Below are 15,239 nucleotides of genomic sequence, written 5' to 3' on the forward strand. Positions count from 1 at the left end.
CAACGCAGATAAAAGCGGTTGCCGCGAAGGCTTTTCTGCGTTTAGATGTTAAAAGATTTAACCATAACCTTGACAGGGCCATGGACTCTTTTCTTTTTTTAAGGGGCAATTGTGAAACTGGATGAAATCGCCCGGCTAGCCGGCGTGTCACGAACAACGGCCAGCTATGTGATTAACGGTAAAGCAAAGCAGTACCGTGTCAGCGACAAGACCGTTGAAAAAGTTATGGCGGTGGTTCGTGAGCATAACTACCATCCGAATGCTGTCGCAGCCGGTCTGCGTGCCGGGCGTACCCGCTCTATTGGTCTGGTGATCCCTGACCTGGAAAACACCAGCTATACCCGTATCGCCAACTATCTTGAACGTCAGGCGCGCCAGCGCGGCTATCAGTTGCTGATTGCCTGCTCGGAAGACCAGCCCGACAACGAGATGCGCTGCATTGAGCATCTGCTCCAGCGCCAGGTGGATGCCATCATCGTATCGACCTCCTTGCCGCCAGAGCATCCGTTCTACCAGCGCTGGGCGAACGACCCGTTCCCAATCGTTGCGCTGGATCGCGCGCTCGATCGCGAGCATTTCACCAGCGTCGTGGGTGCGGATCAGGATGATGCAGAAATGCTGGCCGCGGAGCTGAGAACGTTCCCCGCTGAAACAGTGCTGTATCTTGGCGCGTTGCCCGAGCTTTCCGTGAGCTTCCTGCGTGAGCAGGGATTCAGAACTGCCTGGAAAGACGATCCGCGCGAGGTTCACTACCTCTATGCCAACAGCTACGAACGTGAAGCCGCAGCGCAGCTGTTTGAGAAATGGCTGGAAACGCACCCGATGCCTCAGGCGCTGTTCACCACGTCATTTGCGCTGTTGCAGGGTGTCATGGATGTAACATTACGTCGTGAAGGTAAACTGCCCTCCGATCTGGCGATTGCCACGTTCGGGGATAACGAGCTGCTCGACTTCCTCCAGTGTCCGGTGCTGGCGGTAGCACAGCGTCACCGCGATGTGGCTGAACGCGTGCTGGAGATTGTGCTGGCAAGCCTGGATGAGCCGCGCAAACCGAAGCCGGGCCTGACGCGTATCAAACGTAATCTCTATCATCGCGGAATTTTAAGCCGCCAAAAATGAAATGACCGGGGCGGAGAAGTCTGCCCCATTTTGCTGCGATAAATCGTGTGGATAATTCCCGGAGAGAAATTAGGATAATTCTTGTGAGATCATAATCGCCTATTTTTCTTAATTCATCTTGGCTTTTAAATTGTCCTTTAAAGAACATCTCAGCGATTTTAAACAGCTATCTTTGTATTGTATTGTTACAAACCCTATTCGGCCGATGAATAATCAGACGTTTTTCCTCCTCCTGTGCCAGCTTATGTGGCAACCGCCGCGCTTACCGGGTGCCAGAGTGAATCTGGCGCTGTTATCCCCTGAGAATCTGTCATAAAATGCTGCCCGCGTCGCAAACTGACACTTTATATTTATCTGCGATGATATTGAGTGAGCTTTAACGCTAGTGTGCATATTCGGTTTTTTTCTTACAAATATTCATAACGTTAATTTTGCCTCGCCAGTTGTGCAGTTATTAACCAGGACTGTTTATCTCTGTAAATAGAGGGCTTCCGAGTCCTTATAGGGAGAGTCCTGGCTTGACAAGCTTTTCCCTCGCTCCGTAAACTCCTTTAGGTGGGAATTTGTGGGTTAAAGTGGAGAGGAGGGGTGAGACTGGCATGTTCCGTGGAGCAACGTTAGTCAATCTCGACAGCAAAGGGCGATTATCGGTACCAACCCGATACCGCGACCAGCTGATTGAAAACGCTGCGGGTCAAATGGTTTGCACCATTGACATTAACTCCCCCTGCCTGCTGCTTTACCCCTTGCCTGAATGGGAAATTATTGAGCAAAAGCTGTCGCGACTGTCGAGCATGAACCCGCAGGAACGCCGCGTGCAGCGGCTGTTATTGGGACATGCCAGTGAATGTCAGATGGATAACGCAGGGCGATTACTGATTGCGCCTGTGTTGCGGCAACATGCCGGTCTGACCAAAGAAGTGATGCTGGTCGGGCAGTTCAACAAGTTTGAACTGTGGGATGAAACGACCTGGTATCAACAGGTCAAGGAAGATATCGACGCTGAGCAGTCTGATTCCGCGACATTATCGGAACGGCTGCAGGACTTGTCTCTATAAATATGATGGAAAATTATAAACATAAAACGGTGTTACTGGACGAGGCCGTTAACGGTCTGAATATTCGTCCGGATGGCATCTACATTGATGGCACGTTTGGTCGCGGTGGTCACTCGCGTTTGATTCTCTCCCAGCTTGGAGAGGAAGGACGTCTGCTGGCAATCGATCGCGATCCGCAGGCAATTGCCGTTGCACAGACCATCAATGATCCACGCTTTTCCATCGTGCATGGACCTTTCTCTGCGCTCGCGGATTATGTTGCCGAGCGCGGCCTGACGGGCAAGATCGACGGGATTCTTCTCGATCTTGGCGTCTCTTCACCTCAACTTGATGATGCTGAACGTGGTTTCTCCTTTATGCGTGATGGTCCGCTGGACATGCGGATGGACCCGACGCGCGGTCAGTCTGCCGCTGAGTGGTTACAGACCGCTGACGAAGCAGACATTGCATGGGTCATCAAAACGTTTGGCGAAGAGCGCTTTGGCAAACGTATTGCGCGCGCCATCGTTGAGCGCAATCGCATTGAGCCAATGACCCGCACCAAAGAGTTGGCTGAGGTGATCGCGGCGGCGACACCGGTGAAGGATAAGCACAAACATCCCGCGACCCGTACCTTCCAGGCGGTTCGCATCTGGGTAAACAGTGAACTGGAGGAAATAGAGCTGGCGCTAAAAAGCTCGCTCGACGTGCTGGCCCCGGGTGGGCGGTTATCCATCATCAGCTTCCATTCGCTGGAAGACCGTATTGTGAAACGCTTTATGCGTGAACAAAGCCGCGGTCCACAGGTGCCAGCGGGGCTGCCGATGACGGAAGAACAACTCAGGAAGCTGGGTGGCCGTCAGTTGCGAGCATTAGGCAAGTTGATGCCGGGCGAAGAAGAAGTGGCAGAGAATCCACGCGCCCGTAGTTCAGTGCTGCGTGTTGCAGAGAGGACGAACGCATGATCGGCAGAGTGACAGAGACCCTAAGCAAAGTTAAGGATTCGTTAGGAAGCAACGAGCGCCATGCCTTGCCTGGCGTGATCGGCGACGATCTTTTGCGGTTTGGGAAACTGCCACTCTGTCTGTTCATTTGCATCATTGTCACGGCAGTTACGGTGGTGACTACCGCCCACCATACACGTTTATTGACTGCGCAACGCGAGCAGATGGTACTGGAACGCGATGCGCTGGATATTGAATGGCGAAATCTGATCCTTGAAGAAAACGCGCTCGGCGATCACAGCCGGGTTGAACGGATCGCAACGGAAAAGCTGCAACTGCAGCATGTTGATCCTTCGCAGGAAAATATCGTAGTACAAAAATAAGGGAAAACGCGACGCATGAAAGTAGCGGCAAAAACGCTAAAACCAAAACGTCAGGAAGAACAGGCCAACTTTGTCAGTTGGCGTTTTGCGTTGCTTTGCGGCTGCATTTTACTCGCTCTGGGTTTTCTGCTGGGACGCGTGGCCTGGCTGCAAATCATCGCCCCTGACATGCTGGTGCGCCAGGGCGACATGCGCTCCCTGCGCGTCCAGGAAGTGTCGACATCCCGCGGGATGATCACCGACCGCTCGGGTCGCCCGCTGGCGGTGAGCGTGCCGGTGAAGGCGATCTGGGCCGATCCTAAAGAACTGCATGATGCAGGCGGGATCACGCTTGATAACCGCTGGAAGGCGCTTGCGGACGCGCTGAAGATGCCGCTTGACCAGTTAGCTTCACGCGTGAATACCAACCCGAGAGGGCGGTTTATCTATCTGGCACGTCAGGTGAACCCTGACATGGCGGACTACATCAAAAAATTGAAGCTGCCGGGGATCCATCTGCGTGAAGAATCTCGTCGTTACTATCCCTCCGGCGAAGTGACCGCTCACCTCATTGGCTTTACTAACGTGGATAGCCAGGGGATTGAAGGCGTCGAAAAAAGCTTTGATAAATGGCTGACCGGCCAGCCGGGCGAACGCATTGTGCGTAAAGACCGCTACGGTCGCGTGATTGAGGATATTTCCTCTACGGACAGCCAGGCCGCACACAACCTTGCGCTGAGTATCGATGAGCGGCTACAGGCGCTGGTTTACCGCGAGCTGAACAATGCCGTGGCCTTCAACAAAGCGGAATCGGGCAGTGCCGTGTTAGTCGATGTCAACACGGGTGAAGTGCTGGCGATGGCCAATAGCCCTTCCTACAACCCTAACAATCTCACCGGTACGCAGAAGGATGTTATGCGTAACCGTACCATTACAGACGTATTCGAACCGGGTTCGACCGTTAAGCCGATGGTAGTCATGACTGCACTTCAGCGCGGTATCGTCAATGAAAACACCGTACTGAATACCATTCCATACCGAATTAACGGCCACGAAATCAAAGACGTGGCGCGCTACAGCGAATTGACCCTGACCGGGGTGTTACAGAAGTCGAGTAACGTCGGTGTTTCAAAGCTGGCGTTAGCGATGCCGTCCTCAGCGTTAGTAGAGACTTACTCACGTTTTGGGCTTGGAAAGGCGACCAATTTGGGGTTGGTCGGAGAACGCAGTGGCTTATATCCTCAAAAACAACGGTGGTCTGACATAGAGAGGGCCACCTTCTCTTTCGGCTACGGGCTAATGGTGACACCGTTACAGTTAGCGCGAGTCTACGCAACGATCGGCAGCTATGGCGTTTATCGTCCGCTGTCGATTACCAAAGTTGATCCACCGGTTCCCGGCGAGCGTATCTTTCCGGAATCAACCGTCCGTACTGTTGTTCATATGATGGAAAGCGTAGCGCTGCCCGGCGGGGGCGGCGTGAAGGCGGCAATCAAAGGTTATCGCATCGCCATCAAGACCGGTACGGCGAAAAAAGTAGGGCCGGACGGCCGCTATATCAATAAATACATTGCCTATACCGCAGGCGTTGCGCCTGCAAGCAATCCGCGTTTTGCGCTGGTGGTCGTGATAAACGATCCACAGGCGGGTAAATACTACGGCGGCGCCGTCTCCGCGCCTGTGTTCGGGGCTATCATGGGCGGCGTGTTACGCACCATGAACATCGAGCCGGATGCGCTGGCGACGGGCGAAAAAAGTGAATTTGTAATTAATCAAGGCGAGGGTACAGGTGGCAGATCGTAATTTGCGCGACCTTCTCGCTCCGTGGGTGCCAAATGCACCGGAGCGAGCACTGCGAGAGATGGTACTGGACAGCCGCGTGGCTGCTTCTGGCGATCTTTTTGTGGCGGTGGTCGGTCATCAGGCGGACGGGCGTCGTTATATCCCGCAGGCGATTGCGCAAGGTGTGGCTGCCATTATTGCTGAGGCCAAAGATGAGGCAACCGACGGTGAGATCCGTGAAATGCACGGGGTGCCGGTCATCTATCTCAGCCAGTTAAACGAGCGTCTTTCCGCGCTGGCGGGGCGTTTTTATCACGAACCTTCCGACCAGCTGCGCCTGGTTGGCGTGACGGGTACCAACGGTAAAACCACTACCACGCAGCTGATGGCGCAGTGGGCCCAGCTGCTGGGTGAAACCGGTGCCGTGATGGGTACCGTGGGTAACGGCCTGCTGGGCAAAGTGAGCCCGACGGAAAACACCACCGGCTCGGCGGTAGACGTACAGCACGTGCTTGCCGGTCTGGCAGGGCAGGGGGCAACCTTTGCTGCGATGGAAGTCTCTTCGCACGGTCTGGTACAGCACCGCGTCGCGGCGCTGAAATTTGCCGCGTCCGTGTTTACCAACCTGAGCCGCGATCATCTTGATTATCACGGTGATATGGAGCATTACGAAGCCGCGAAATGGCTGCTGTTCTCTACTCACCATTACGGACAAGCCATCATCAACGCCGACGACGAAGTGGGCCGCCGCTGGCTGACGAAGCTGCCGGATGCGGTTGCGGTGTCGATGGAAGACCATATCAATCCGAACTGCCACGGCCGCTGGCTGAAGGCGGTTGAGGTGAATTATCACGACAGCGGGGCGACAATCCGCTTTGCCTCTTCCTGGGGGGAAGGTGAAATTGAAAGCCGCCTGATGGGGGCGTTTAACGTCAGTAACCTGCTGCTGGCGCTGGCAACGCTGCTGGCGCTGGGTTATCCGATGGCTGAACTGCTGAAAACCTCAGCGCGTCTGCAGCCTGTTTGCGGCCGTATGGAAGTGTTCAGCGCGCCGGGCAAACCGACCGTCGTGGTGGATTATGCCCACACGCCGGATGCGCTGGAAAAAGCGCTGGAGGCGGCGCGCCTGCACTGCGCCGGTAAGCTCTGGTGCGTGTTTGGCTGCGGCGGCGATCGCGATAAAGGCAAACGCCCGCTGATGGGGGCTATTGCCGAGCAGTTTGCAGATATTCCGGTTGTGACCGATGACAACCCGCGTACCGAAGAGCCGCGCGCCATCATTAATGACATTCTGGCGGGCATGCTGGACGCGGGCCGCGCTCGCGTGGTGGAAGGGCGTGCGGAAGCCGTGACCAACACCATCATGCAGGCGCAGGAGAATGATGTTGTTCTGCTGGCGGGCAAAGGCCATGAAGATTATCAGATCGTTGGCAATCGCCGTCTGGACTACTCGGACCGCGTAACGGCAGCACGCCTGCTGGGAGTCGTGGCATGATTAGCATCACGTTAAGCCAGGCCGCTGCTATTCTGCAGGGCGACCTCTACGGGCAAGACCTGACCATTGATGCCGTAACGACGGACACCCGTAAAATCACCGCAGGCTGTCTGTTTGTGGCGCTGAAAGGCGAGCGTTTTGACGCACATGATTTTGCGGAACAGGCCAAAGAGAACGGCGCTGGTGCGCTGCTCGTCAGCCGCAGGCTCGATATCGATCTGCCACAAATTGTGGTGAAAGATACGCGTCTCGCGTTCGGTGAGCTGGCCGCCTGGGTTCGTCAGCAGGTCCCTACTCGCGTTGTCGCCTTGACCGGTTCATCAGGCAAGACGTCGGTGAAAGAGATGACGGCGGCGATCCTCAGCCAGTGCGGGAATACGCTTTATACCGCGGGCAACCTCAATAATGACATCGGCGTGCCGATGACATTACTCCGTCTGACTAAAGAACACGAATTTGCGGTGATCGAGTTAGGGGCGAACCACCAGGGCGAAATCGCCTGGACCGTGAGCCTGACTCGCCCGGAAGCCGCGCTGGTGAATAACCTCGCGGCGGCGCATCTGGAAGGTTTTGGCTCGCTGGAAGGCGTAGCGAAAGCCAAAGGTGAGATTTACACCGGCCTGCCGGATGACGGTATCGCCATCCTGAACGCCGACAACAACGACTGGCTGAACTGGCAAAGCATCATTGGTTCGCGTAAAACCTGGCGCTTCTCGCCGAATGCGGCCAACAGTGATTTTACCGCGACCAATATCCACGTGACGTCGCACGGTACGGAGTTCACCCTCACCACCCCAACGGGTGGCATTGATGTGCTGCTGCCGCTGCCGGGTCGCCATAACATCGCCAATGCGCTTGCGGCGGCGGCGTTGTCGACGGCGGTGGGCGCGTCGCATGAAGCGATTAAAACCGGGCTGGCGAACCTGAAAGCCGTGCCGGGGCGTCTGTTCCCGATTCAGCTTTCGGAAAACAAGCTGCTGCTGGATGACTCCTACAACGCGAACGTTGGCTCAATGACGGCGGCGGTGCAGGTGTTATCTGAAATGCCGGGCTATCGCATCATGGTGGTGGGCGATATGGCAGAGCTGGGCGACGAAAGCGAAGCCTGCCATACCCAGGTCGGTGAAGCGGCGAAAGCGGCGGGGCTGGACTGCGTGCTGAGCGCAGGAAAACTGAGCCAGTCGATTAGCCATGCCAGCGGCGTTGGCGAGCATTTTGCTGATAAAACCGCGTTGATAGCGCGCCTTAAGGCGTTGATTACAGAAAAACAAATTGTGACTGTGTTAGTGAAAGGTTCACGTAGTGCCGCCATGGAAGAGGTTGTGCACGCATTACAGGAGAACGGGACATGTTAGTTTGGCTGGCCGAACATTTGGTCAAATATTATTCAGGCTTTAACGTCTTTTCGTATCTGACGTTTCGCGCCATCGTCAGCCTGCTGACTGCGCTGTTCATCTCGTTGTGGATGGGCCCGCGCATGATTGCCCGTCTGCAAAAACTCTCTTTCGGCCAGGTTGTGCGTAACGACGGTCCGGAATCGCACTTCAGCAAGCGCGGCACGCCGACGATGGGCGGGATCATGATCCTGACCGCCATCGTCGTTTCCGTGCTGCTGTGGGCGTATCCCTCCAACCCGTACGTCTGGTGCGTTCTGACGGTACTGGTGGGTTACGGGATCATCGGTTTTGTTGATGATTACCGCAAAGTCGTCCGCAAAGATACTAAGGGCCTGATCGCGCGCTGGAAGTATTTCTGGATGTCAGTGATCGCGCTGGGCGTGGCCTTCGCACTGTATCTGGCAGGCAAAGACACGCCAGCCACCGAGCTGGTCGTGCCGTTCTTTAAGGACGTGATGCCGCAGCTGGGGCTGTTCTACATCCTGCTGGCCTACTTTGTGATTGTTGGTACCGGCAACGCCGTTAACCTGACCGACGGCCTGGATGGTCTGGCGATTATGCCAACCGTCTTTGTGGCCGCCGGTTTTGCGCTGGTGGCGTGGGCGACCGGTAACATGAACTTTGCAAATTATCTGCACATCCCTTATCTGCGCCACGCGGGTGAGCTGGTGATCGTCTGTACGGCGATTGTCGGCGCGGGGCTGGGCTTCCTGTGGTTCAACACCTATCCGGCGCAGGTCTTTATGGGGGACGTCGGTTCTCTGGCTTTGGGCGGTGCGCTCGGCATTATCGCCGTACTGCTGCGTCAGGAGTTCCTGCTGGTGATCATGGGCGGCGTGTTTGTGGTTGAAACCCTGTCGGTGATTTTGCAGGTCGGTTCCTTCAAGCTGCGCGGTCAGCGCATCTTCCGTATGGCGCCGATTCACCACCACTATGAACTGAAAGGCTGGCCGGAGCCGCGCGTGATTGTGCGCTTCTGGATTATTTCGCTGATGCTGGTGCTGATTGGCCTGGCAACGCTGAAGGTACGTTAATCATGGCAGATTACCAGGGCAAAAAAGTCGTTATCATCGGGTTGGGCCTCACGGGGCTCTCCTGCGTGGACTTTTTCCTCGCACGCGGCGTGACGCCACGCGTGATGGATACGCGTGTCTCTCCGCCGGGTTTGGACAAACTGCCGGAACAGGTTGAACGCCACCTTGGTGGTCTGAATGATGACTGGCTGCTGGCAGCCGATCTGATTGTCGCAAGCCCTGGTATGGCGCTGGCGCATCCTTCGCTGAGCGCTGCCGCGGATGCGGGCGTTGAGATTGTCGGCGATATCGAACTCTTCTGCCGCGAAGCGCAGGCGCCCGTTATCGCCATTACCGGTTCTAACGGTAAAAGCACCGTCACCACCCTGGTGGGTGAAATGGCGAAAGCGGCGGGAATGAACGTCGGCGTTGGCGGTAACATTGGTTTACCCGCTCTGATGCTGCTGGACAAAGGCTGCGAGCTCTATGTTCTCGAGCTTTCCAGCTTCCAGCTGGAAACCACCTCCAGCCTGCACGCTGCGGCTGCGACGATCCTCAACGTGACTGAAGATCATATGGACAGGTATCCATTTGGTCTTCAGCAGTACCGTGCCGCCAAGCTCCGCGTTTATGAAAATGCCAAAGTCTGCGTTGTTAACGCCGATGACGCGCTAACCATGCCGGTGCGTGGCGCAGACGATCGCTGTATTAGCTTCGGTATCACGATGGGCGATTACCACCTGAACCGTCAGCTGGGCGAAACCTGGCTGCGCGTGAAGGGTGAGAAAGTGCTGAACGTGAAAGAGATGAAGCTCTCAGGTCAGCACAACTATACCAATGCCCTGGCGGCGCTGGCGCTGGCGGATGCAGTAGGACTTCCGCGCTCCTCCAGCCTGAAAGCGTTAACCACGTTTTCTGGTCTGGCGCACCGTTTCCAGCTGGCGCTGGAGCACAACGGCGTGCGCTGGATCAACGACTCCAAAGCCACCAACGTGGGCAGCACCGAGGCCGCGCTCAACGGTCTGCACGTTGACGGCACCCTGCATTTACTGCTGGGCGGCGACGGTAAATCAGCGGATTTCTCCTCCCTGAAGCCGTATCTCGCCGGAGATAACATCCGCCTGTACTGCTTCGGCCGTGACGGCAGCGAGCTGGCTGAACTGCGCCCTGAGGTTGCCGAGCAAACCGAAACCATGGAACAGGCGATGCGGCTGATTGCCCCTCGCGTGAAGCCAGGCGATATGGTGCTGCTCTCTCCGGCCTGCGCCAGTCTCGATCAATTCAAGAATTTCGAACAGCGTGGTGATGTCTTTACCCGCCTGGCGAAGGAGTTAGGCTAATGCGTTTATCTCTCCCTCGCCTGAAAATGCCGCGCCTGCCAGGATTTGGGATCCTGGCATGGGTGTTTGCGGCGCTCAAAGGCTGGGTGATGGGCTCTCGTCAAAAAGATAACGACAGCCTGGTCATGTACGATCGCACGCTGTTCTGGCTCACGATGGGGCTGGCGGCGGTCGGCTTCATTATGGTCACGTCAGCTTCAATGCCCGTCGGGCAGCGTCTGGCGAACGATCCTTTCCTGTTTGCCAAGCGTGATGGTCTTTACATCATCCTGGCGTTCTGCCTGGCGCTGGTGACCTTGCGTCTGCCGATGGAGTTCTGGCAGCGGCACAGTACGGCGATGCTGATCGCCTCGATTATTATGCTGCTGATCGTACTGGTGGTGGGGAGCTCTGTTAACGGCGCATCACGCTGGATCGCCTTTGGCCCGCTGCGCATTCAGCCTGCGGAATTTACCAAGCTCTCCCTGTTCTGCTACCTCGCTAACTACCTGGTGCGTAAGGTAGATGAAGTGCGTAACAACCTGCGCGGCTTCTTAAAACCGATGGGCGTGATTCTGGTGCTGGCGGTATTACTGCTGGCGCAGCCTGACCTCGGTACCGTTGTCGTGCTGTTCGTTACCACCCTGGCGATGCTGTTCCTGGCGGGCGCGAAGCTGTGGCAGTTCATCGCTATCATCGGGATGGGGATTTCAGCGGTTGTGCTGCTGATCCTCGCCGAGCCTTACCGTATTCGCCGTGTAACCTCGTTCTGGAACCCGTGGGAAGATCCGTTCGGCAGCGGTTATCAGCTGACGCAGTCGCTGATGGCCTTTGGTCGTGGTGAAGTCTGGGGACAGGGGCTGGGTAACTCGGTACAGAAACTGGAGTATTTACCGGAAGCGCATACTGACTTCATCTTCTCCATTATTGCGGAAGAACTGGGTTATATCGGTGTGGTATTAGCGCTATTAATGGTATTCTTCGTCGCTTTCCGCGCCATGTCCATCGGGCGGAAAGCGCTGGAGATCGATCACCGCTTCTCAGGATTCTTAGCCTGCTCAATTGGTATCTGGTTTAGCTTCCAGGCATTGGTTAACGTCGGGGCCGCAGCGGGTATGCTGCCGACCAAAGGTCTGACGTTGCCGTTGATCAGTTATGGTGGTTCCAGTCTGTTGATTATGTCGACGGCCATCATGTTTTTGTTGCGCATAGATTATGAAACGCGTCTGGAAAAAGCCCAGGCGTTTACACGAGGTTCACGATGAATCAACCGAAGCGGTTAATGGTGATGGCAGGCGGTACCGGCGGACACGTGTTCCCGGGACTTGCGGTTGCGCACCATTTAATGGATCAGGGCTGGCAGGTACGCTGGCTGGGAACCGCAGACCGCATGGAAGCCGATCTGGTACCGAAGCACGGTATCGAGATCGACTTTATTCGTATTTCCGGCCTTCGGGGCAAAGGCCTCAAGGCAATGCTGCTGGCTCCGGTGCGTATTTTTAACGCCTGGCGTCAGGCGCGCACCATCATGAAGCGCTTTAAGCCCGATGTGGTGCTGGGCATGGGCGGCTATGTCTCGGGCCCTGGCGGGCTGGCGGCGTGGTCGTTAGGTATTCCCGTCGTGCTGCATGAGCAGAACGGTATTGCCGGTCTGACCAACAAGTGGCTGGCGAAAATCGCTACCAAAGTTATGCAGGCGTTTCCCGGCGCGTTCCCGAAAGCGGACGTGGTGGGTAATCCGGTGCGTGTCGACGTGCTGGCGCTGCCGCTGCCGGATGCTCGCCTGACGGGCCGTGAAGGGCCGGTTCGTGTACTGGTCGTCGGGGGCTCTCAGGGCGCACGCATTTTAAACCAGACGATGCCGCAGGTTGCCGCAAAGCTGGGCGATACCGTGACCATCTGGCACCAGAGCGGGAAAGGCGCTCAGCAGACCGTTGAGCAAGCTTATGCAGACGAAGGTCAGCCGCAGCATAAAGTCACTGAGTTTATCGACGACATGGCGGCAGCGTATGCCTGGGCCGATGTCGTGGTCTGTCGCTCAGGCGCGCTGACGGTGAGTGAGATCGCCGCCGCGGGTCTGCCGGCCCTGTTTGTGCCGTTCCAGCACAAAGACAGACAGCAGTACTGGAATGCGCTGCCGCTTGAGAAAGCCGGTGCCGCGAAAATTTTTGAGCAGCCACAATTTACCGCCGACGCGGTCGCCACCACCCTGGCGGGCTGGAACAGAGACGCACTGCTGGAGATGGCACAACGCGCGCGCGCGGCCGCTATCCCTGATGCGACGGAACGGGTGGCAAAAGAAGTGAGCCTGGCAGCCCAGGCTTAACCCTCGCAGCGCGTGTTGCGCTGCACGAATTTTAAGTAGTCGATGGCGTTTAGAGAATGAATACACAACAACTGGCAAAACTGCGTTCAATCGTGCCCGAGATGCGTCGCGTCCGGCACATTCACTTTGTTGGCATCGGTGGTGCTGGCATGGGCGGTATTGCCGAAGTGTTAGCTAACGAAGGCTATCAGATCAGCGGGTCTGACCTGGCGCCAAACCCTGTAACGCAGCAGCTGGCGTCGCTTGGGGCGACTATCTATTTCAACCATCGCCCGGAAAACGTGCGCGATGCGAGCGTGGTGGTGGTCTCAAGCGCTATCTCCTCTGACAACCCGGAAATCGTTGCCGCGCACGAAGCGCGCATTCCGGTGATCCGCCGTGCAGAAATGCTGGCGGAACTGATGCGTTTCCGTCACGGCATCGCCATTGCCGGGACCCACGGTAAAACCACGACCACGGCGATGGTCTCCAGTATTTATGCGGAAGCGGGTCTCGACCCGACGTTCGTCAACGGCGGTCTGGTCAAAGCAGCGGGCGTACATGCGCGTCTGGGACACAGCCGTTACCTGATTGCTGAAGCGGATGAGAGCGACGCGTCGTTCCTGCACCTGCAGCCGATGGTGGCGATTGTCACTAACATCGAAGCTGACCATATGGATACCTACCAGGGCGACTTCGAGAACTTAAAGCAGACCTTCATCAACTTCCTGCACAACCTGCCGTTCTATGGACGCGCAGTCATGTGCGTTGACGATCCGGTGATCCGCGAGCTGCTGCCGCGTGTGGGTCGTCAAATCACCACTTACGGCTTCAGCGAAGACGCTGACGTCCGCGTGGAAGAGTACAAACAGATTGGTGCGCAGGGGCATTTCACTCTGGCGCGTCAGGACAAAGAACTGCTGCACGTCACGCTGAATGCGCCAGGGCGCCATAACGCCCTCAATGCCGCAGCGGCAGTGGCCGTCGCGACGGAAGAAGGCATTGATGATGATGCCATTCTGCGCGCGCTGGAAAGCTTCCAGGGCACCGGCCGTCGTTTCGACTTTCTCGGTGAATTCCCGCTGGACGCCGTTAACGGTAAAGCCGGCACAGCGATGCTGGTGGACGACTACGGCCACCATCCGACCGAAGTGGACGCCACCATTAAAGCCGCGCGTGCAGGCTGGCCTGACAAAAATCTGGTGATGATCTTCCAGCCGCACCGCTTCACGCGTACGCGCGATCTGTACGACGATTTCGCCAGCGTCCTGTCACAGGTAGACACCCTGTTAATGCTGGACGTGTACGCCGCAGGCGAGACGCCGATTCCGGGTGCTGACAGCCGTTCCCTGTGTCGTACCATCCGTGGACGCGGTAAAGTTGACCCTATTCTGGTTTCTGACCCTGCACAGGTGGCGGAAATTCTGGCACCGGTCCTGACGGGTAACGATTTGATTCTGATTCAGGGTGCGGGAAATATCGGCAAAATCGCCCGTACCTTAGCTGAAATCAAACTGAAGCCGCAAACCCAGGAGGATGAGCATCATGGCTGATAAGATTGCTGTCCTGTCTGGCGGCATCTCCGCCGAGCGCGAGGTTTCCCTGAATTCCGGCGCGGCTGTACTGGCGGGCCTGCGCGAAGGTGGCGTCAATGCGCACCTGGTTGATCCAAAAGAGGTCGACGTGACGCAATTAAAAGCCATGGGCTTTGATAAAGTCTTTATCGCTTTGCATGGCCGCGGCGGTGAAGACGGCACCCTGCAGGGACTTCTGGATCTGATCGGCCTGCCGTACACCGGCAGCGGCGTGATGGCTTCCGCTATCTCTATGGATAAACTGCGCAGCAAGCTGCTGTGGCAGGGGGCAGGGTTACCTGTTGCGTCATGGGTAGCGCTGACGCGTCGCGAATTTGAATTGGGCCTGTCGGATAGCGTTAATGCACGCATTGCTGAGCTAGGCTTACCGGTTATTGTAAAGCCCAGCCGGGAAGGCTCCAGCGTGGGAATGTCCAAAGTCGACAAAGCTGAAGATCTTTCGTCCGCTTTAGCGCTGGCATTTCAACATGATGAAGAAGTTCTGATTGAAAAATGGCTCAGCGGGCCGGAATTTACCGTCGCGATGCTTGGCGAAGAAATTTTACCGTCAATCCGTATCCAACCGGCCGGAACCTTCTATGATTATGAGGCGAAGTATCTCTCTGATGAGACGCAATATTTCTGCCCTTGTGGTCTTGAAGCTGAGCGTGAAGCCGATTTACAGTCCCTGGTGCTTAAAGCCTGGCATGTTCTGGGTTGCCGTGGCTGGGGACGCATCGACGTGATGCAGGACAGCGATGGACAATTTTATCTGCTGGAAGCGAATACCTCTCCGGGAATGACCAGCCACAGCCTTGTGCCGATGGCTGCGCGTCAGGCGGGGATGAGCTTCTCGCAGTTAGTCGTACGCATTCTGGACCAGGCGGGCTGA

13 protein-coding genes are annotated in these 15,239 nt (G+C 56.5%); all 13 read left to right on the top strand.

Annotated elements, in window-relative coordinates; genetic code table 11:
* Window positions 1–111: 111 nt before the first annotated feature.
* The 13 genes from cra (at window position 112) to ACMWLG_RS09675 (ending at window position 15,239) form a co-directional block, all read left to right on the top strand.
* Complete coding sequence (gene cra, locus ACMWLG_RS09615) at window positions 112–1,119, top strand: catabolite repressor/activator (RefSeq protein WP_008501993.1); 1,008 nt, start codon at window positions 112–114, stop codon at window positions 1,117–1,119.
* Window positions 1,120–1,718: 599 nt separating this feature from the next.
* Complete coding sequence (mraZ, locus tag ACMWLG_RS09620; protein ID WP_021240528.1) at window positions 1,719–2,177, top strand: division/cell wall cluster transcriptional repressor MraZ; 459 nt, start codon at window positions 1,719–1,721, stop codon at window positions 2,175–2,177.
* A 2-nt stretch (window positions 2,178–2,179) separates the two neighbouring features.
* Window positions 2,180–3,121, top strand: coding sequence for a 16S rRNA (cytosine(1402)-N(4))-methyltransferase RsmH (rsmH, locus tag ACMWLG_RS09625; protein WP_021240527.1), 942 nt, complete (start codon window positions 2,180–2,182; stop codon window positions 3,119–3,121).
* Window positions 3,118–3,483 (top strand): cell division protein FtsL, encoded by a 366-nt coding sequence (gene ftsL / locus ACMWLG_RS09630; RefSeq protein WP_008501989.1) that lies wholly within the window; start codon window positions 3,118–3,120, stop codon window positions 3,481–3,483. The genes rsmH and ftsL overlap by 4 nt, the downstream gene beginning before the upstream one ends.
* A gap of 15 nt (window positions 3,484–3,498) precedes the next feature.
* Entirely contained in the window at window positions 3,499–5,265 is a 1,767-nt protein-coding gene (locus ACMWLG_RS09635) for a peptidoglycan glycosyltransferase FtsI (RefSeq protein ID WP_045401011.1), read from the top strand.
* Window positions 5,252–6,739, top strand: a complete 1,488-nt coding sequence (gene murE, locus ACMWLG_RS09640) for a UDP-N-acetylmuramoyl-L-alanyl-D-glutamate--2,6-diaminopimelate ligase (protein ID WP_045401014.1) — start codon at window positions 5,252–5,254, stop codon at window positions 6,737–6,739. The genes ACMWLG_RS09635 and murE overlap by 14 nt, the downstream gene beginning before the upstream one ends.
* Window positions 6,736–8,094 carry a UDP-N-acetylmuramoyl-tripeptide--D-alanyl-D-alanine ligase gene (gene murF / locus ACMWLG_RS09645; protein WP_045401018.1) on the top strand — a complete coding sequence of 453 codons (1,359 nt, stop codon included), beginning with the start codon at window positions 6,736–6,738 and terminating at the stop codon, window positions 8,092–8,094. The genes murE and murF overlap by 4 nt, the downstream gene beginning before the upstream one ends.
* Window positions 8,088–9,170 (top strand): phospho-N-acetylmuramoyl-pentapeptide-transferase, encoded by a 1,083-nt coding sequence (gene mraY, locus ACMWLG_RS09650; protein WP_008501985.1) that lies wholly within the window; start codon window positions 8,088–8,090, stop codon window positions 9,168–9,170. Before murF ends, mraY begins: the two co-directional genes overlap by 7 nt.
* Before the next feature lie 2 nt (window positions 9,171–9,172).
* Complete coding sequence (gene murD, locus ACMWLG_RS09655) at window positions 9,173–10,489, top strand: UDP-N-acetylmuramoyl-L-alanine--D-glutamate ligase (RefSeq protein WP_045355138.1); 1,317 nt, start codon at window positions 9,173–9,175, stop codon at window positions 10,487–10,489.
* The gene (gene ftsW, locus ACMWLG_RS09660) at window positions 10,489–11,733 is read left to right on the top strand and encodes a cell division protein FtsW (protein ID WP_023310395.1); all 1,245 of its coding nucleotides are present in this window, start codon (window positions 10,489–10,491) and stop codon (window positions 11,731–11,733) included. The genes murD and ftsW overlap by 1 nt, the downstream gene beginning before the upstream one ends.
* Complete coding sequence (murG, locus tag ACMWLG_RS09665) at window positions 11,730–12,794, top strand: undecaprenyldiphospho-muramoylpentapeptide beta-N-acetylglucosaminyltransferase (protein ID WP_039260813.1); 1,065 nt, start codon at window positions 11,730–11,732, stop codon at window positions 12,792–12,794. The genes ftsW and murG overlap by 4 nt, the downstream gene beginning before the upstream one ends.
* 56 nt (window positions 12,795–12,850) lie before the next feature.
* The gene (gene murC, locus ACMWLG_RS09670) at window positions 12,851–14,326 is read left to right on the top strand and encodes a UDP-N-acetylmuramate--L-alanine ligase (protein WP_023310397.1); all 1,476 of its coding nucleotides are present in this window, start codon (window positions 12,851–12,853) and stop codon (window positions 14,324–14,326) included.
* Entirely contained in the window at window positions 14,319–15,239 is a 921-nt protein-coding gene (locus ACMWLG_RS09675) for a D-alanine--D-alanine ligase (RefSeq protein WP_045401022.1), read from the top strand. Before murC ends, ACMWLG_RS09675 begins: the two co-directional genes overlap by 8 nt.

Origin of the sequence: Enterobacter sp. 01-M-02-SI-ECC, from assembly GCF_047530595.1 — a bacterium.
GTDB classification, from domain to species: Bacteria; Pseudomonadota; Gammaproteobacteria; order Enterobacterales; family Enterobacteriaceae; genus Enterobacter; species Enterobacter cloacae_M.